This is a genomic window from Chryseobacterium phosphatilyticum (genome assembly GCF_002899825.2).
GTDB lineage: Bacteria > Bacteroidota > Bacteroidia > Flavobacteriales > Weeksellaceae > Chryseobacterium > Chryseobacterium phosphatilyticum.
On sequence record NZ_PPED02000005.1, the window covers coordinates 219,615 to 238,105 of the forward strand.

Sequence of the window (18,491 nt, forward strand, 5' to 3'; positions counted from 1 at the left end):
CTGTATAAAAGTACAATTTATAACATTTTGAGTTCCTGTACTTTGATACGTAAACTGATCCGGAGTGAATTCAGTATAATCTACGTTTTTTTCTAAAAGTTTTAAAATTATTAAACAATTCAAAATGTTCCCAAAAATACGAATTTTTACTGTTTTATAAAGATGAAATTATTTAGATTCTTTATAAATATGAATTTGATAATTTCTATTTTTGGCCGTAATTTTGCAAGCAAATGATGAATATGAAAAATATCCTGAATGTTTTGTGTGTTTTTATTTCGGTTTTCGTTTTTTCACAGGCCAAATCTGTGAAGAAGATGAGTGTTAAAAATATTGTCAAAACCCCGGTGAAAAAGGGGAATTCGCAAATGAAACCGAATCGTGATCTGGTCGTTATCCATAATGATCTTCCGGTTTTGATTCCAAAGCAGAAAGATGGAAAGTTTGGATATGTCAATCAAAACGGGAAATTCATTATTCAACCTGAATATCATATTGCCGTATTTTTTTATGAAGATTGCAATCTTTTAAATTCTCCTAATGAGAAGGTTCGGAAATTTGGAACAAGTAATTATGCAACAGTAGAAAAAGATATGATTTCCTATCGTATTGATCAGACAGGCAAAAGAGTATATCAATTTAAAGATTCGGATTTTGGAAAATGTAAGTTTGAAGAGTATAAGCAGCAGTTGTTTCAGGCTTACGTTCTCAATGGTTTTTATGGAATTATTGAAAAGTCAAAGTTTGTTAATGAAGCAGATTACAGACAATATCAGATCTATCCTCAATACCAGTATCTGTATATCATGGAAGGAGATGATGTGGCAGACCCGATGGTTGTTGCCTCCAATAATGATAAATTTGGAGTGATTGATGTGAATAACAAAATCATTATTCCCTTTGAGTATTCCAACATTAAAAGAAATTTCAGCTGGAAGCTGGGTAAAATGTTTGAAGTAACCAAAGACGGGAAAAATTATTATTATATCGATGCACGTAACAAGACCTACTAAGATTACAAATGATGAATGAATAATGATGGTGAATGGCTTTCATATTATTTTGATTTTCAGGTAACAATCCTCTTTTTCAAAACATTTTGATTATCAATCTGTATTCCTGTCTTCCGAATCCTGTCCCTTTCAATTCCGCATCTCATTCATCTCATATATTTTTTGTAATTTTGCAGCTGAAATAAAGGGGTGCTTTAACAGGCTGAGATTATACCCAATGAACCTGGAACAGATAATGCTGTTTAGGGACACATCGACGGTCATGAGTCGAATTGTATAATATCTTATCGATCCCCTTTTATTCATTAAATGTCAAAGATTTATAGAATGAAAGGTTTATTTTTTTTAGGGCTTAGTGTAGGCTCTGTTGCCTTTATCCAGGCTCAAAACAAGGATTCTCTGAAAATCAGGGAAATTGAAGCGGTCAACTTTACCAAAAGACTTCCTGTTGCTAAGGAAATCATCAATGTTCAGAAAGATTTAGATGGTAAAAATATGGGACAGGATCTTCCTATCCTTTTGAAAAATCAAACGTCAGTTATTTCTACCTCAGACGCCGGAAACGGGGTTGGCTATACAGGAATCAGGATTCGTGGGGTAGCCGGAAGAGGAATTAATGTGATGATGAACGGGGTGCCGTTTAATGATGCAGAAAGCCAGGGTGCTTTTTTTGTGAATGTTCCTGATTTAACAAGCTCTGCATCTCAGATCGTGATACAAAGAGGGGTGGGGACTTCTAATAATGGTGCGTCATCTTTTGGAGCCAGTATTAATGTTATTTCCAAAGATCCTGAGGATAAATTCTATTTTAAAACAGATGATAGTTACGGATCATTCAATACATACAAATATTCTGCGGAAATAGGAACCGGGAAATTCTGGAAAAACAGACTTTCTGTGATGGGTAGATATTCTCATATTCACTCCGACGGATACATCGACAGAGCCTCCACCAATCTGCATTCCTACAATTTTACCGCTTTATTTGAAGAAGGTAAAACCAGATTACGTCTGATGGCATTTGGAGGAAAAGAAAGGACGTACCAGGCCTGGAACGGAATCAGCAGAAAAACCTGGGAGACTGATCCGAAATATAATTCTGCAGGAGAATATGTAGATCTCTTTACCGGGGAAACGAAATATTATGATGGCGAAACCGACAATTATCGCCAGAACCACTATCAGTTTCTTTGGGAACAAAAATTCAATGATACATGGAATTTAGAAACCACTTTACATTATACCAGGGGAAAAGGATATTATGAAAATTATACCAGAGTAGATGAAACAGATGTGGATGCCATCCATTACTCTAACTATAATCTGACTGCACCGATTGTCAATGGTACTCCTGTTGAGAAAACAGACTTCATCAGAAAAAAATGGCTGGATAATCATTTCTATGGACTGGTTTCTACCCTTTATGGAAGGTTTGAAAATATGGATCTTAATTTCGGGATAGTGGCCAATCAATACTATGGTAAGCATTTTGGAAATGTTACCGGTGTATATTTTCCTCAAATTGATGAGTACGAATATTATAGAGGACGTTCTGTAAAAAGTGAAGCAGCAGGTTTCGCAAAAGCTTTGGTAAGAGTGAGTGATTTTGAATTTTTCGGAGATTTACAGCTCAGAGCAATTAATTATGATACGAAGATCCTGTTGGATGGTGATGGTGAAGGAGGAAATATCAAGAAGGACTGGTTGTTTTTTAATCCTAAAGCAGGAGTGAACTATAAAATAGGAAACGGAAAGATATTTTTATCCTATGCCCATGCACATCGTGAACCCAACAGGGATGATTTAACAGCAGATAACAGTGTAAAAGCAGAAAAGCTTCATGATTTTGAGGCGGGATTGGAGAAACAATTCGGATTCTTATCTGTAACGGCAAACTTATACTACATGTACTATGTGAATCAGCTGGTACTTAATGGACAATTGAATAATGTGGGGGCTTTTATCAGAACAAACTCAGGGAAAAGTTATAGACGAGGAATTGAGATTGGTCTGTTGGCAAAATTATCTAAACAATGGGAGGTTTCCGGAAATGTGAGTTTGAGCCAGAACAGAAATATCGACTTCAATATGAAGAACAAGAAAGAGGTTAAAAATCTGGGAAATACACAGATTTCATTTTCTCCGGATGTTGTTGCCAATTTAGGAATAACCTTTAAACCTTCTCATAATTTCCAGTTTGCTTTAATGAATCAGTATGTCGGCAAGCAGTACCTGGATAATACGGAAGATAAAAATGTACAACTTAAAGATTATATCCTGACAGACTTTAATGCGCAATATCAATTTAAAATTGCAAAAAATGAAGTGGCATTGAAGTTATTGGTGAATAATCTCTTTAATAAAAAATATGTAAATAACGGAGCCGTATATAGCGGTGAACCGTACTACTTTTCACAGGCGGGAACCAACTTTATGTTCGGGATCAGCTGGAAGATTCAGTAGTTGGTTAAAAAAGTAAATAAGGGAATTGTCAAATTTGCCCTCAAAGAGATTGAGTATAATGAATGAGAAGCCCATTTTAATAAAGAATAATCAAAAGACTGCTTCGGTGGTCTTTTTTTATATCAGATTAAATGTCTTCAAAAGTCGTGAAAAAGTTATAAATTTGTCGCCAAATGAATATTTCAGCATATATTTTAGAATATTTGAAACAATATGGAATCGCCACGGTTCCAGGCTTTGGGGTGTTTTCTCTGAAGAATTCTAAGGCAATTATCAATTCTGAAAACGGAAGTATACTCCCTCCGGCGAGTGAGATCAAATTTGCAATTGATTATGAAGTACAGACCGATGAACTGGCTGCTTTTATTGCAACGCAAAAACAGATGTCTTTGGAAGCTTCTAAAAGTGATCTTAAAATCCAGACTGATTTTTGGAAGAAAAAGCTTCAGGCGGAACAGATTCTTGAAATTCAAAGCCTTGGCACAATCTTTATAGAGGAAGGACATACTCATTTCAAAGGAAATAGAGTTGAAGCAGGTCATCCTGATTTTTATGGATTGGAGGAGATTCGCTTTTCGGATATCAATAATGGGGAAAAAGTAAAGACTTTAGAAAAAAGGGAGAAAGATTATAAATTCAATAAATCGATTCTTTGGATTTTCTTGTTAATCATTCCGGTTCTTGGTATTATATACTTTGCTTTTACTCAACAGGAGCTTCTTTTTGGAAAAAAATCCTTTAATAAGGTTTCTGTTCAGACTTCTACCCATAGAATTGTAAAAGATACCATCAAAGTGATGGTTCATACACCGAAAACTCCTGTTTCAGATTCACTAAAAAAAGATTCATTGGTAAAACCTGCTGTACAAGGAACAAAAACTGTTCCGGCTACCCGAAACAACACTAAGAATAAATGGCAAAAATAAAAAAAGCGTCAGAATCTCTGACCATTATGACTAATATTGTTCTTCCGAACGAAACCAACTCTCTGCGAAACCTTTTTGGTGGTGAGCTTTTAGCAAAAATGGATCGATGTGCATCTATTTCGGCAGCAAGACACTGTGAAAGAAGAGTGGTAACGGCTTCTGTGAATCATGTTTCTTTTAATCATCCGATTCCTGAAGGAGGAGTGGTGGTTTTAGAATCTAAAGTTTCCAGAGCATTCTCTACTTCTATGGAGGTGTATGTAGATGTTTGGTCTGACGATCCCATTAATCAGAAAAAGATTCATACCAATTCTGGGATCTATACCTTCGTTGCTGTAGATGAGTTCAATCGTCCTATTCCTATTCCTGATATGATTCCGGAAACCGAAGAAGAAAAAGAAAGATATGCTGCAGCATTCCGCAGAAAAGAGCTGTCATTGATCCTTTCCGGAAGAATGAAACCATTGGAATCTGTAGAGCTTAAAAAATTATTCCAGGAGCCACAGGAACCGAAGAAAGATAAAAAATAATTTTTTTAAAACGCGAATTACACAAATGTCCGGCACAAATTTTCACAAATGATTTGTGCTGGGAAAAATGACAAAATGGATATTTCAGAGAATGACATATCAAAAATTGTTTACGAGGCAGGTTATCTTGTTCATAAAACTTTAGGTCCGGGACTTTTGGAAAGTGCCTATGAAGAATGTATGTTTTACGAATTGAGTAAACAAGGTCTTTTTATAGAAAAACAAAAGCCTATGCCATTGATTTATAATGAAGTAAAATTAAATGCAGGCTATAGACTGGATTTTCTGATTGAGAAAAAATTTGTACTTGAAATAAAATCTACTGAGTCATTAAATGATATCCATTTGGCTCAAATACTTACCTATCTTCGTTTGAGCAATTGTAAACTTGGAATGCTGGTTAATTTTAATACAATTCAATTCAAAAACGGAGTAAAAAGAGTTATCAACGGAACATTATAATTCGTGTTATTTGTGAAATAATTTGTGTCATTTGTGTTTAAAATTATGAAAATACTTCTTTTAGATAAAAACCATCCCCTTATTACCGAACAGCTTTTAGCACAAAACTTTATATTGGAAGAAGATTTTACTTCATCCTATGATGAGGTTTGTGATAAAATCGGGAATTATGACGGGATCATTATAAGAAGCCGGATTCCTTTAAATGAAAAATTTCTGGAGAAAGGTAAAAATCTGAAGTTTATTGCCAGAGTAGGAGCCGGAATGGAGAATATTGATATTCCTGTTGCAGAAAAACTGGGAATCCAGCTTATCAACTCTCCGGAAGGAAACAGAGATTCTGTAGCGGAACACGTTGTGGGAATGTTGCTGGTCATCATGAACAGGCTTTTTATTGCTTCTCAGGAAGTGAAAAACGGGATCTGGAAGCGTGAAGAGAACAGAGGAGATGAATTGCTTGGTAAAACAGTTGGGCTGATCGGATACGGAAATATGGGGAAGGCTACAGCGAAAAGACTTTCAGGTTTCGGATGTAAGGTTATCTTCCATGATATTCTTCCGGGGCTTGCCGATGAATATGCCACTCAAGTGAGTTTGGATGAATTAAAGCGATCTGCAGAAGTATTAAGTTTGCATATTCCACTTACTCCGGAAACCAACTATATGATTGATGAGATATTTATTTCAGAAATGAAAAATAACTTTTATTTTATCAATACAGCAAGAGGAAAGAATGTAAAAACGAAAAGTCTGGTTGAAGCTTTGAAATCAGGAAAAGTAAAAGGAGCTTGTCTGGATGTTTTGGAATATGAAAAATCATCCTTTGAGAATATTGACACAGAGAATGAAGATCTGCATTATCTCCTGAATTCAGAAAAAGCTATTGTTACCCCGCATATTGCCGGTTGGACTCACCAGAGTAAGGAGAAGCTGGCACAATTCATTGTTGATAAAATTGTAACGTCATTTTGCTAGAATAATAAGCGGATAAAATTCAAAATTGAAACAAAATAAAATCAGAAAAGTTTAAATCTACTATTTCTGATTTTTTTGTCTTGTCCATTTCTCCTTTGCAATTTAACCTTTCCGACCATCTATGTTAAATAATTCATAATATCCCTTCCATATTTACAATTTATTTTTGAGTTTTATTAAATTGCCGCTCATTTTTGAATCTCATGAAGACGCGTAATTTAGTATTCCTTGTAACAGTTTTATTATCCTTTTTTTCCTGCAAAAACAAATCTGAAGCTAAAGAAGCTGCAGTTGAAAATGCAACCAACCTCCCTAACTACGGAAATGTTGACCTGGGCCACGTTTTCACCAAAGGTGATGGTTTGCTTTCAAACAAACAGTTTTTGGTAAGCTATATTGATCAGTATTATAAAAAAGTATGGGAAGGAAGTGATCTTAGCGGTGGAATACTGGTTGCAAAAGGTGATGAAATTTTATACGAAAATTACAGAGGCTTTGGAAGAGAGGGGAATCAAATGCCAATTGATAAAAATACCCCGTTACATGTTGCTTCCGTATCTAAAACATTGACCGCAATGGCAATGATGAAACTGGTGGAAGCAGGAAAAATAAAGCTTTCAGATCCCCTTACTCAATACTTTCCCGGATTTCCTTATCCTAATGTAACTGTTCAGACCTTATTGGATCAAAGAAGTGGCCTCCCGAAATACGAGTACTTTATTACTAAAATACAACCTGCCCCGGCAGAACTGTCAAAACAATTTGTTACCAATCAGGATATTTTGAATATGATCATCAAATATAAACCTGATCTGGCAAGAGATACTGACACAGGATTTATGTACTGTAACACCAACTTTGCTTTGCTGGCATTGCTGATCGAAAAAGTTACAAAAACCCCTTTTCCACAAGCTATGAAAGAAATGGTATTTACACCATTAAAAATGGATAATACCTATATCTTCCAGGAAAAAGATATTCCTACTGCTTCACAATCTTTTTATTACGGTGGCAACAAATTGTATCCGCTGGATAGATTGGATTTGATTTATGGTGATAAAAATGTGTATACAACGCCGAGAGATTTATACAACTTCTCAAAAGCAATGTTTTCAAAAGATTTCCTGAAACCTGATTTGATGCAAATGGTATTCACTCCTTACAGCAACGAAAAAGCAGGAATGAATAATTATGGGCTTGGTTTCAGAATGAAAATATTTGATAACGGTGAAAAACTTACTTACCACAACGGATGGTGGCATGGTACAAACTCTGTATTTGCTCACTTGCTGAAATCAAAAGTTACCATTGTAGCCATTGGAAATAAATATTCAAATAAAGTATATACAGCATTGGCATTGTCCGGATTATTTGAGGATTTCCCTGTGCAGAAAGATAAACTTCATAGTGTCATGAGTGACGGAAAAGATACTTTGAATTCCGGACACGAGGTTTTTGGAGAATAATGTTTACTTTTGCTCAAACATTTTCATGAAAAGGTTTCTTTTATTATTCGTCATCTGTTTTCTTGTGCATTCGTGTGCAAGGGTAGGGTCTCCTGTAGGAGGGCCTAAAGATACTCTGGCTCCCAGATTTTTAAGTTCAAATATTGATACAACAAGAATCAATGTCAAAAGAGATATTCACGAACTTCGACTGGATTTTGATGAATATGTTACTTTGAAAGATATCAATAAAAACCTGATTATCTCTCCTCCCATTAAAAATATTAAAAGAATACTTCCATCAAATATCGCTAATAAATTTGTCCTTATTCAATGGGCAGATACCCTTCAGGCGAACACCACCTATAATTTCAATTTTGGAAATTCCATTGTAGATAATAATGAATCTAACATTTTACGCTATTTCAACTTTGCATTCTCTACCGGGGACAAACTGGATGACCTCTATGTAAGCGGAGAGATCAAAGATGCAATGGAAATAAAGAAAAAAACCGGAACTAATGAAAATAAACTGGTTGTAGGATTGTATCAGGTAAAAGATACTATGAACTACAAGCAGAAGCCTTATTATATTACCAAAGTGGACGAGGACGGATATTATGAACTGAATTATCTGTCGCCGGGAAAATATAAGATCATTGCTTTTGATGATGAGAACGGTAATTCTATCTATGATCCGGGAAAAGAAAAGATCGGATTTCAAAAAGAGGCGATTGATATTGAAAAATCAATTTCCGGACTTAACTTAAAAGTTTATCCATCCAAAAAGCCTGTGAAATATTCGGAAATGAAAGAAATTTCAGGGGGTGTTCTGATGACATTTGAAGGACATCCGGATGACGTAAAAGTAGAATCAGCGACCGATAAGCTTAAAGATATAAAAGTAACTCATCGTCCTAAGTCAGATTCCGTCAGAATTTGGTTTGACGCTGTGAAAGACAATATAGGGCAGGAGGCTGCTGAAAAGCTTATGTTTACCCATAATTTAGGTCCCAAAAAAGACAGCATATACACGGTTTCATTATTTTATAAATACAATAAGAAAAATGGAATGGATATCAACAGTGACAACGGCGGTGGTTCTTTGGCGCCCAAGTCAGACTTTAGAATTCTATCCAATTACATTGTTGATAAGATTGATCCTTCAAAATGGGTACTGAAAAGTGATAGTTTAACCACTCAGGAATTTACGGCTAAAATTTCCGATACAAACCCTTATCTGATTGTGGTACAGTCAGACTTTGTCAATGGGAAAAAATACCAGCTTACTGTTCCTAAAGAAACGGTATCATCCTTCTATGCCAGAAATGGGCAATCTAAACGTTTTGACTTTGATGTTGAAAAGATAGACCAGTTTGGAAGTCTTGAATTTTCATTAACTAACGCGCCGGCTTCAAGCTATTGGATTCAGTTATTGGATTCTTCGGAGAAAGTTGCTTATCAAAAGTATACAAAAGGAGATAAAGTGAAGTTTGATATCCTGAAACCTGGCGAATATTTTATAAGGATATTGGTTGATAATAATGAAAACAAATATTGGGACGAAGCAGATTTTGCCAATGAAACATTTGCTGAAGATGCTTATGTTTTCTACAAAAAGGCTGTGGTTAGAGGATTATGGGAAACGCGTGAAGACTGGGATCTGAAAGATACCAGAACATTGGATAATCCTAAGGGAGCTGCTCCTCCTCCGGCACCGGAGACGCCTGCGCCTCCTACTTCGGCCACGGAAGAAAAAGAAACAGTGAAACAAGAAGCAAAAAAAGAATTGAAATCCGGTAATGCGATTTTAACTCCTGTAAAATAAATATGAAGACGGCTAAAAAAATATTCTTCTGGACTTTAGTGACTTTTGCTCTGATTCAGTTTGTTCCAATCGACAGAGTGAATCAACCTGTGGACTCCAAAGTAAATTTTGTTGAAGCAAAGGCTGCTCCAGAAAAAGTAAGAACATTGCTTAAAAATGCATGTTATGATTGTCATTCGAATGAAACAGTTTATCCTAAATATGCTTATATCGCACCTATTTCGTGGTCTGTAAAAAGTCATGTGAATGATGGACGTCAACGGCTTAATTTTTCTATTTGGGGTACATACAATAAGGAATTAAAAGAGAATATGCTTGATAGATCTATTGAAGCACTCAAACATAAGACAATGCCACTGCCTGGTTATATAGTTTATCATCAGGAAGCTAACCTTTCACAGGCAGAAAGAACGTTACTTATTCAGTATTTTGATGAAATGCTGAAATCTAAAACTTATTAACTCCAGAAATTTCTAAAGTTATTTTTAGTCAAAAAAAAATCTCTTGCAGATTTTGCACATTAAGCAGATTATAAAATCATAATCTTCTGCCGGATCTGCAAAATCTGCAAGAGAATATATAGAAAAATTATTTCTTTAGGTACCCTTCAAAAAACTTTTTCTGAGAATCAAAAGCAATATCTTCAAGATTGAGTTCCTGTAAAGGAATCCATACTGCTTCTGAGATCTCTGAAAGTTCAAGGTTTACCTCAAACTTTTCCGAAACATTGTATTCATAAAAAAGATCAATGGTATTGTAATCAATCTCTTTGTATTGATAAATGTTGGGAAGACTTGTAAGGTAGGTCAGGTTTGAAATATCAATATCCAGCTGAAGTTCTTCAAAAAGCTCTCTTTTACACGTTTCTTCGGCACTTTCTTTTGGGTCTACAAATCCTCCTGCCAGATCCAGTTTTCCCTTTTTAGGATCCCTGTTTCTTCGGGTAAGATAGATTTCTTCACCACACCTGATGACTACGGCCACCGCTCCTGCTACATTATTATAAAGTGTAAAACCACATTCGGGACAGCTCCATTTCTTTTCCCCATCCCAATGCAGAGATTCTTTGCCACAGCTTGGGCAATATTTCAATAATTTCATTTGTTATTGAGTAACATTAATATTTCTCGGGTGATAACTCAAAATAACATCTCTTAATTCTTCAGTTTTCAGGTGAGTATAGATTTCCGTAGTGGTAATACTGGAGTGTCCCAGCATTTCCTGAATATAACGAAGATCTGCACCGTTTTGCAACAAATGCGTCGCAAAGGAATGTCTGAATGTGTGTGGAGATATTTTCTTGTTGACCCCTGCTTTGTCAGTAAGTTCTTTAATAATAAGAAATACAATTACTCTTGACATGGAAGTACCACGGCTGTTTAAGAATAAAGTGTCTTCATATTTTTTATTGATTTTACCTTTAGATCTTACCTCTTTGATATAACTCTCCAACATTTCTGCCGTATAATCAGCCAAAGGAACGAAACGGGTTTTGTTTCCTTTTCCGTGGATTTTAATATACTGTTCTTTGAAGTTGATGTTTGATATTTTCAAATCAATCAGCTCAGAAACGCGGAGTCCGCAACCATACAATACTTCAATGATGCAATGGTTTCTTTTACCAAGATCAGTATTGATTTCAATGGCGGCAATAATTCTGTTGATATCAGGTAAACTTAAGGTATCAGGTAGATACAACCCTAGTTTAGGGCCTTCAAGTAACGCTGCGGGATTATCCTCACGAAATTCATCCTCAAGAAGAAATTTGAAAAAGGCTTTTATGGAAGATATCCACCTTGCCTGAGACCTTTCACTGAATTTCTGTTTTGAAAGATTGAAAATGTATTCCTGCAGGTTTTCATAACCGATAGAGTCTGGGCCGACGTTTGCCAGATCTTCTTCTGCGTAATCTTTTAGTTTTTTAATATCCCGAACATAAGCGTCGAGAGTATTGTCTGAAAAATTTCTTTCGAAACGAAGAAATATTTCAAAATCTTTGATCTTTTCATCCCAAGTCATTTGTGCTTATTTTTTTAGTTCACAGTCCGATATTTGTTCTATTTCAATATTATGGTTTCTCAGGAACGATATCCCATCATCGTCCGAATACTCATTGATATACACCAGTCTTGTAATTCCCGCCTGCAAAATGAGCTTACTACACTCTTTGCATGGTGACAGCGTTAGATATAACGTTGCTCCTTTTGCAGATTGAGTAGAAGCAGCCAGCTTTAAAATAGCATTAGCTTCCGCATGCAATACGTACCAGTGCGTTTTTCCCTCTTCATCTTCACAGCAGTTTTCGAATCCCGAAGGAGTCCCGTTGTAGCCATCTGAAATAATCATCCTATCTTTTACGATAAGAGCTCCTACCTGTTTTCTCTTACAGTAGGAGAGTTTTGCCCATTCCTGGGCCATTTTTAGATAAGCCTTGTCAAACTTATTCATACCGCAGCATCAGTTTTTGTCGAAATAATTTGGATTAAAAGTTTTGAAAGTTTAGAAGTTAGGCTTTCTTTTCTCAAGGAAAGCTGTTACTCCTTCTTTCTTATCGTCCATTTCAAAAAGTTCTCCGAAATACTTGATTTCAGTTTCAAAACCTTTATCCGTGTCCGATAGATTCACGGCGTTTATCGCCTTGGATATTGCCATTGGTGAATTGTGGGCAATCGTGTTCGCTAATTCTTTCGTTTTGGTTAATAATTCTTGAATAGGGTATACTTCATTCACCAATCCGATCTCTTTTGCTTTTTGAGCAACGATCATTTTGGCTGAGAAGATCATTTCGTTGGCAATACCTTTTCCTACAAGCTTCGGAAGCCTTTGAGTTCCTCCGTACCCCGGGATAAGTCCCAAAGTTACTTCCGGAAGCCCTAATCTGGCGTTCTCCGATGCATATCTGATATGGCATGCCATGGCAAGTTCTAATCCTCCACCCAGAGCAAAACCGTTTACGGCTGCAATAACGGGTTTAGGCATATTTTCTATTTTGTTGAACAAACTATTTTGTCCGTTTCTCGCTAATTCCTCAGCTCTTTCCTGTCCGAAATCACTGAATTCTTTGATGTCAGCACCAGCTACAAAAGACTTTTCTCCGCTTCCTGTAAGAATGATTACTCTGCAGGAATTGTCTGAAGAAAGCTCATCCAGGGCAGTACTGATCTCCTGAATTGTTTTTGCATTTAATGCATTTAAACTCTCAGGTCTATTTATAGTAATGATAGATAATTTATCTTCCTTTTTTAATAATATATTTTCGTAACTCATTTTTCCACTTTAAAATATCATCCCTTGCAAATTATGAATTTTTTACAAAAAAAAGGAAAAAATATTATTTTTTTTTCCTTTTTTTTATTTTATTGTTCAATCTGATTATTTAGAGTGATTCATCATATTTGCATCAATATTGACATTTAGTTGAGAAGCTACTTTCATGCCAAGTTCTATATTGGCGCGGAAAAAGTGACATAATTGTCTGTTGATAATCTCATCTTTCTTAGGACCGCTGATGCCTTTCATGCTTCCGACAATATTTTTGATCAGATGATCCCGCTCTTCAGCATTCATTGCTTTTGAATACAATAATCCTGGTTGAGTATAATGATCACTGTCATTCTCATTTCTGTTGTAGTTGGCGACATGAGCACTGTCTAGCTCATATTCAAAATTTTTGTACGATGCATCTGCCTGGGTGTCATCAAAGCTATTCGGGAAATAATTGGGCTTATCCTGATATTGGCTTGAATCTGCCATATAGCCATCTCTCTGGTAATTATTGACAGCGAAAGGACATCTGTTTACTTCCAGGTGGTGGGCATTGACTCCCACTCTGTATCGGTGGGCATCCGGATATGAAAATAATCTTCCCTGAAGCATTTTGTCAGGTGAAAAACTGATTCCGTTGATGAGGTTGCTTGGTGAAAAGGTAGATTGCTCAACATGAGCAAAGTAATTCACAGGAATCTCATTCAGCTCCATTTCTCCTACCTCAATCAAAGGAAAATCATCATGGAACCATACTTTAGTGACATCAAAAGGGTTCCATCTGAAGTCTTTTGCCTCCTCTTCCGTCATTACCTGGATGTACAATGTCCATTTTGGAAAATCTCCATTTTCAATAGCATTGCAAAGATCTTCCTGGGCAAAGTCAGGATTTTCTCCTGACATCTTTACAGCCTCTTCATCAGTGAAATTTTTTACTCCCTGTTTCGTTTTGAAATGAAACTTGACCCATATTCTTTCATTCTTATCATTAATCATAGAGAAAGTATGAGATCCGAAGCCATGCATATGTCTGTAACCGTAAGGAGTTCCTCTGTCTGACATTAAAATAAGTACCTGGTGAAGAGATTCTGGATTTAAGCTCCAGAAATCCCACATCATGGTGGCACTTTTTAAATTGGTTTTTGGAACTCTTTTTTGGGTATGGATAAAGTCCGGGAATTTTTTGGCATCTTTAATAAAGAATACCGGAGTATTATTTCCTACAAGATCCCAGTTTCCATCTTCTGTATAAAATTTTAATGCAAAACCTCTTGGGTCTCTTGCGGTATCTGCACTTCCTTTTTCTCCTCCAACCGTAGAGAATCTCGCAAACATTCTGCATGAGTTTCCTACTTTTGAAAATAATTTTGCTTTAGTATACTGGCTGATATCATGCGTTACGGTGAATGTTCCGTAAGCTCCACTTCCTTTGGCGTGTACAATTCTTTCAGGAATTCTTTCCCTAACGAAATGGGCTAGGTTTTCCTGTAGAACAAAATCCTGCAGCAATACCGGGCCTCTTGGTCCTACCGTCTGGGAATCCTGATGCTCAAAATAAGGCGCGCCGTTACTTAACGTTAATTTTTTAGAATCCATATTGATGATTTGAATAATTGTTTTCTATTTCTAAATACCACTGTAAAGGTAAGGATTATCAAATTTACCTGAATTTTTAATTGCTTATAACAAAAACATCATATCTTTGTAATAGATAATATTAATCAAATGAACATTCAGCAACTGGAATATCTTATCGCTGTCGATAAGTATAAACATTTTGGCAAAGCAGCTCAGGCATGCTTCATTACTCAGCCTACGTTAAGTGCTATGATACAGAAATTTGAGGACGAACTGGATGTGAAAGTTTTTGATAGAACAACACACCCGATTCGTACTACAGATGTGGGACTTCAGATCATTGATCAGGCAAAGGTGATCATAGAATCTGTCAATGAGTTGAAAAACAAAGCCAATCTTTTGAATAATATTTTAGGGGGTACGCTGAACCTGGGAATCATCCCTACAGTTTCTTCTTTTATCCTGCCTACAGAGATCTTTAAGTTCCTTGAAGAGAATCCGAAGATTCAGATGAATGTAAAAGAAATGACAACGGATAATATCATTAAGGCTTTAAAAGCCGGAGAACTGGATGCCGGGATTATCTCAACACCTTATGATACTGCCAATGAATTTTATCAGGACTTCTTATTCAATGAAGAATTAATGATTTACAGCTCTAACACTGAGGCCAATAAAAAGAATTCTTATATTATTCCGGAAGAGCTTAATGTAGAAAAAGTGTGGTTGCTTGAAGAAGGAAACTGTTTGAGAAATCAGTTCGAAAATATTTGCCACCTTAAAGAGAATACTTTAAAACCTAAAAATCTTGACTTCCTGGCTTCTAATATCCAGACTTTGGTGCACATGGTAGACAAAGTAGGAGGAATAAGTATTCTGCCTGAGCTGGCGTTAAGCCAACTTTCAGAAGAACAGAAAAAGAATGTCTTCAGATTCAAAAAACCTTTCCCATACAGAGAGATCAGTATTATTTATTATAAGCCGACTTTTAAGCAGAAAATCATTGATGAATTATCCCATTCAATCAAAAATTCTTTACAACTTAAATTGAATTATCACGAAAGTCCGAAAGAATTTGTAAGCATAAAGCCACAATAAAAGAAAGGCTTTAAAGTGAGATAAATCATTAATTTAAAGAAAATTATAATTAATAAACAAAATTTTTGAGTATTAAGAAAATAGTGCTTAAATTTGCTGACGTTTATTAACGAGGAAAAATTTGACCTGATTGCAACCTCTATAAAAATATGCTAAAACAGTATTCTTTTTTCGGGCCATATTATTCATGTTTTTCTTCGACAATATATTTTTTAATCTAAAAAACAAAGAATAATATGTCTTATTTATTTACGTCTGAGTCAGTTTCAGAAGGACACCCGGATAAAATTGCAGATCAGATTTCGGATGCATTAATTGACAACTTTCTAGCATATGATAAAAATTCAAAAGTAGCATGTGAAACTCTTGTGACTACCGGACAGGTAGTGTTGGCAGGAGAAGTAAAATCTGATGCTTACCTTGATGTACAAACAATCGCCAGAGAAGTAATTAACGGAATCGGATATACAAAAGGAGAATATATGTTTAACGGAGATTCATGCGGTGTGATCTCTGCAATCCATGAGCAGTCTCCTGATATCAATCAGGGAGTTGACAGAGCTGTTATTGATGAATCTTTCGAGGCGAGAGCAAATGCACAGGGAGCAGGTGACCAGGGAATGATGTTTGGTTACGCTACAAATGAGACGGCAAACTATATGCCTCTTGCTTTAGATTTGGCACATACCATTCTTAAAGAACTTTCTGCTATCAGAAGAGAAAATAAAGAGATTACTTATCTTCGCCCTGATGCAAAGAGTCAGGTGACTATTGAATATTCTGATGATCACAAGCCCATCAGAATTGACTCTATCGTAGTTTCTACACAGCACGATGATTTTGGAGCTGAAGAAGAAATGTTGAACAAAATCCGTGAGGATATTAAAAATATTCTGGTTCCCAGAGTTGTTGCACAACAGACTGAAGAAATCAAAGCCTTATTCAATGATCAGATCAAATATCACATCAATCCAACAGGTAAATTCGTAATCGGAGGACCTCATGGTGATACTGGTCTTACAGGCAGAAAAATCATTGTTGATACTTACGGAGGAAAAGGAGCTCACGGTGGTGGTGCTTTCTCAGGAAAAGATCCTTCAAAAGTAGATAGAAGTGCTGCTTACGCAACAAGACATATTGCAAAGAATCTGGTAGCGGCAGGAGTTGCTGACGAAGTTTTAGTACAGGTTTCTTATGCAATCGGAGTTGCTGAGCCATGTGGTTTGTATATTAATACCTATGGAACAGCAAAAGTAGATCTTCATGATGGTGATATTGCTAAAAAAGTATCTGCTATTTTTGATTTAAGACCTTATGCTATTGAGCAAAATCTGAAACTAAGAAACCCTATCTACCAGGAAACAGCTTCTTATGGTCACATGGGTAAAGAACATTATGTTGCAGATAAGACATTCAATAAAGGCCATAAAAATGAGCTTACATTGAAAGATCTGGAATTCTTTACTTGGGAAAAATTAGACAAAGTAGAAGAAATTAAAGCCGCATTCGGAATTTAATTTTTTCTTTACAGAATAAATGAGCTGCTTTATCTTCTGATAAGGCAGTTTTTTTTAATTTTACACTTTAATTAATTAAGAGATGATGAATTTTCGAACAGCAGTTGCAATACTTTCCCTTTTTTTTCTGGGCACACTTGTAAAGGCTCAATATACCATGCATAAAATGATTAGCGTGGGATATACTTACCAAAATCAGAGTTTTGGAGAATTAGGAGGTAAATTGCTTTTCCTGAAAAACGATGATGTAATTTACAGATTGGGAGGTTCTGCTCTGATGGGGGCTGCAGATTCCAGATTTGCTATTATGCCTAAACTTCAGGCTGATGTACTTCTTAATTTTGAGAAAAATGTAGATTTTTATCACTCTTACTACTTTCTGGTAGGGGCTGAAGGAACCAATAAATATATCGCTCCCAAAATAGGAGTAACCTTGTTTGGAATGCTGGACCTTACAGGAGGGTATGCCTTTCCTATTGGAGATACCCGTTTAAACGGTAAAGAAATGAAGGGACTGAATATTAATTTTACATTAAATATCCCTACAGTCTTCATTCATGACATGTTTAAGTGATTTTTTTTAAATTTTTATTGTGAAAATTTAATAATAGGTTAACAGTTATTAAAAAATTATTATATTTACATCATAATATAATTTGTACCAGCCTATCGAAGAGACTCTACTCTAAAACTGTTTTGTATTTACAGATAGAACCAGATGACATATCTGGAAGGATACCTGTCTACAAATGTTATATTGAGAAGAGTTATGAAATCAAAATCGGATAGTTTACTAATTTCGCTTTACCAGAAAGGTGATGAAGAAGCGTTATCAACCCTTATTCATCGCCATCAGAGAGAACTTTTTACATTCATTTTTTACAAAATTAATGATGAAGATTTAGCCAACGATATTTTTCAGGATACTTTCATGAAGATTATTGTAATGCTGAAAGAAGGACGCTATAACGAAGAAGGCAAATTTATTCTTTGGGCAAAAAGAATTTCTCACAATTTAATCATTGATCATTTCCGGTCAAAAGCCAAAAATATCAAAGTTTCTGAAACGACTTTTGAAACTGATGAATATTCTATTTTTGATCTGATCAGGGAGCCTTCGGAAAACATTGAGGACCAGTTGGTGACCAATCAGATTCAGGAAGATTTGCTAAAAATGCTGCAATTTCTTCCGTTGAATCAGCAGGAGGTAATTAAATTAAGGTTTTTTGACGGACTAAGTTTCAAAGAAATTGCTGATCATACGGATATGAGTATTAATACCACATTAGGAAGAGTACGATATGCGCTGATCAACCTGAGAAAAATCATGGACGAAAATAACATAATATTAACCAGGTAAATAATATTTCGTAAAATTTCACGTTTTAAGGA

18 protein-coding genes are annotated in these 18,491 nt (G+C 35.6%); 13 read left to right on the forward strand and 5 right to left on the reverse strand.

Features of this window, described 5'->3' with window-relative positions; all coding sequences use genetic code 11:
* Positions 1-242 precede the first annotated feature (242 nt).
* From C1631_RS19690 to C1631_RS19730, 9 genes are all read left to right on the forward strand, one after another.
* Positions 243-1,013, forward strand: a complete 771-nt coding sequence (locus C1631_RS19690; RefSeq protein ID WP_228441381.1) for a WG repeat-containing protein — start codon at positions 243-245, stop codon at positions 1,011-1,013.
* A 327-nt stretch (positions 1,014-1,340) separates the two neighbouring features.
* Positions 1,341-3,476, forward strand: coding sequence for a TonB-dependent receptor (locus tag C1631_RS19695; RefSeq protein ID WP_103246603.1), 2,136 nt, complete (start codon positions 1,341-1,343; stop codon positions 3,474-3,476).
* A 173-nt stretch (positions 3,477-3,649) separates the two neighbouring features.
* Complete coding sequence (locus C1631_RS19700) at positions 3,650-4,402, forward strand: HU domain-containing protein (RefSeq protein WP_103246602.1); 753 nt, start codon at positions 3,650-3,652, stop codon at positions 4,400-4,402.
* Entirely contained in the window at positions 4,390-4,932 is a 543-nt protein-coding gene (locus C1631_RS19705) for an acyl-CoA thioesterase (RefSeq protein WP_103246601.1), read from the forward strand. The genes C1631_RS19700 and C1631_RS19705 overlap by 13 nt, the downstream gene beginning before the upstream one ends.
* 75 nt (positions 4,933-5,007) lie before the next feature.
* A complete protein-coding gene (locus C1631_RS19710; RefSeq protein WP_103246621.1) occupies positions 5,008-5,394 on the forward strand; it encodes a GxxExxY protein in 387 nt (128 codons plus the stop codon).
* A gap of 45 nt (positions 5,395-5,439) precedes the next feature.
* Positions 5,440-6,369, forward strand: a complete 930-nt coding sequence (locus tag C1631_RS19715; protein ID WP_103246600.1) for a 2-hydroxyacid dehydrogenase — start codon at positions 5,440-5,442, stop codon at positions 6,367-6,369.
* A 203-nt stretch (positions 6,370-6,572) separates the two neighbouring features.
* Complete coding sequence (locus tag C1631_RS19720; protein WP_109713810.1) at positions 6,573-7,835, forward strand: serine hydrolase domain-containing protein; 1,263 nt, start codon at positions 6,573-6,575, stop codon at positions 7,833-7,835.
* Positions 7,836-7,860: 25 nt separating this feature from the next.
* Positions 7,861-9,642 carry an Ig-like domain-containing domain gene (locus tag C1631_RS19725; RefSeq protein WP_103246598.1) on the forward strand — a complete coding sequence of 594 codons (1,782 nt, stop codon included), beginning with the start codon at positions 7,861-7,863 and terminating at the stop codon, positions 9,640-9,642.
* Between the two features lie 2 nt (positions 9,643-9,644).
* Positions 9,645-10,103: a heme-binding domain-containing protein gene (locus tag C1631_RS19730; RefSeq protein WP_103246597.1), complete on the forward strand. Its 459-nt coding sequence runs from the start codon at positions 9,645-9,647 to the stop codon at positions 10,101-10,103.
* Between the two features lie 127 nt (positions 10,104-10,230).
* Here C1631_RS19730 and C1631_RS19735 read toward each other — a convergent pair whose 3' ends face one another.
* From C1631_RS19735 to C1631_RS19755, 5 genes are all read right to left on the reverse strand, one after another.
* Positions 10,231-10,743 (reverse strand): NUDIX hydrolase, encoded by a 513-nt coding sequence (locus tag C1631_RS19735; RefSeq protein ID WP_103246596.1) that lies wholly within the window; start codon positions 10,741-10,743, stop codon positions 10,231-10,233.
* Between the two features lie 3 nt (positions 10,744-10,746).
* Complete coding sequence (gene xerD, locus C1631_RS19740; protein ID WP_103246595.1) at positions 10,747-11,661, reverse strand: site-specific tyrosine recombinase XerD; 915 nt, start codon at positions 11,659-11,661, stop codon at positions 10,747-10,749.
* A gap of 6 nt (positions 11,662-11,667) precedes the next feature.
* Positions 11,668-12,090 (reverse strand): deoxycytidylate deaminase, encoded by a 423-nt coding sequence (locus C1631_RS19745; RefSeq protein WP_002983800.1) that lies wholly within the window; start codon positions 12,088-12,090, stop codon positions 11,668-11,670.
* A 51-nt stretch (positions 12,091-12,141) separates the two neighbouring features.
* Positions 12,142-12,909: an enoyl-CoA hydratase-related protein gene (locus C1631_RS19750; protein WP_103246594.1), complete on the reverse strand. Its 768-nt coding sequence runs from the start codon at positions 12,907-12,909 to the stop codon at positions 12,142-12,144.
* Positions 12,910-13,014: 105 nt separating this feature from the next.
* Positions 13,015-14,502, reverse strand: a complete 1,488-nt coding sequence (locus C1631_RS19755; protein WP_103246593.1) for a catalase — start codon at positions 14,500-14,502, stop codon at positions 13,015-13,017.
* A gap of 129 nt (positions 14,503-14,631) precedes the next feature.
* Between C1631_RS19755 and C1631_RS19760 the strand changes: the two genes are divergently transcribed.
* From C1631_RS19760 to C1631_RS19775, 4 genes are all read left to right on the forward strand, one after another.
* Positions 14,632-15,582, forward strand: coding sequence for a LysR substrate-binding domain-containing protein (locus tag C1631_RS19760; RefSeq protein ID WP_103246592.1), 951 nt, complete (start codon positions 14,632-14,634; stop codon positions 15,580-15,582).
* A 236-nt stretch (positions 15,583-15,818) separates the two neighbouring features.
* Positions 15,819-17,099: a methionine adenosyltransferase gene (gene metK, locus C1631_RS19765; protein ID WP_103246591.1), complete on the forward strand. Its 1,281-nt coding sequence runs from the start codon at positions 15,819-15,821 to the stop codon at positions 17,097-17,099.
* An 82-nt stretch (positions 17,100-17,181) separates the two neighbouring features.
* Complete coding sequence (locus C1631_RS19770; RefSeq protein ID WP_103246590.1) at positions 17,182-17,673, forward strand: hypothetical protein; 492 nt, start codon at positions 17,182-17,184, stop codon at positions 17,671-17,673.
* 195 nt (positions 17,674-17,868) lie between these two features.
* Positions 17,869-18,459, forward strand: a complete 591-nt coding sequence (locus C1631_RS19775; protein WP_103246620.1) for an RNA polymerase sigma factor — start codon at positions 17,869-17,871, stop codon at positions 18,457-18,459.
* Positions 18,460-18,491: the final 32 nt, after the last annotated feature.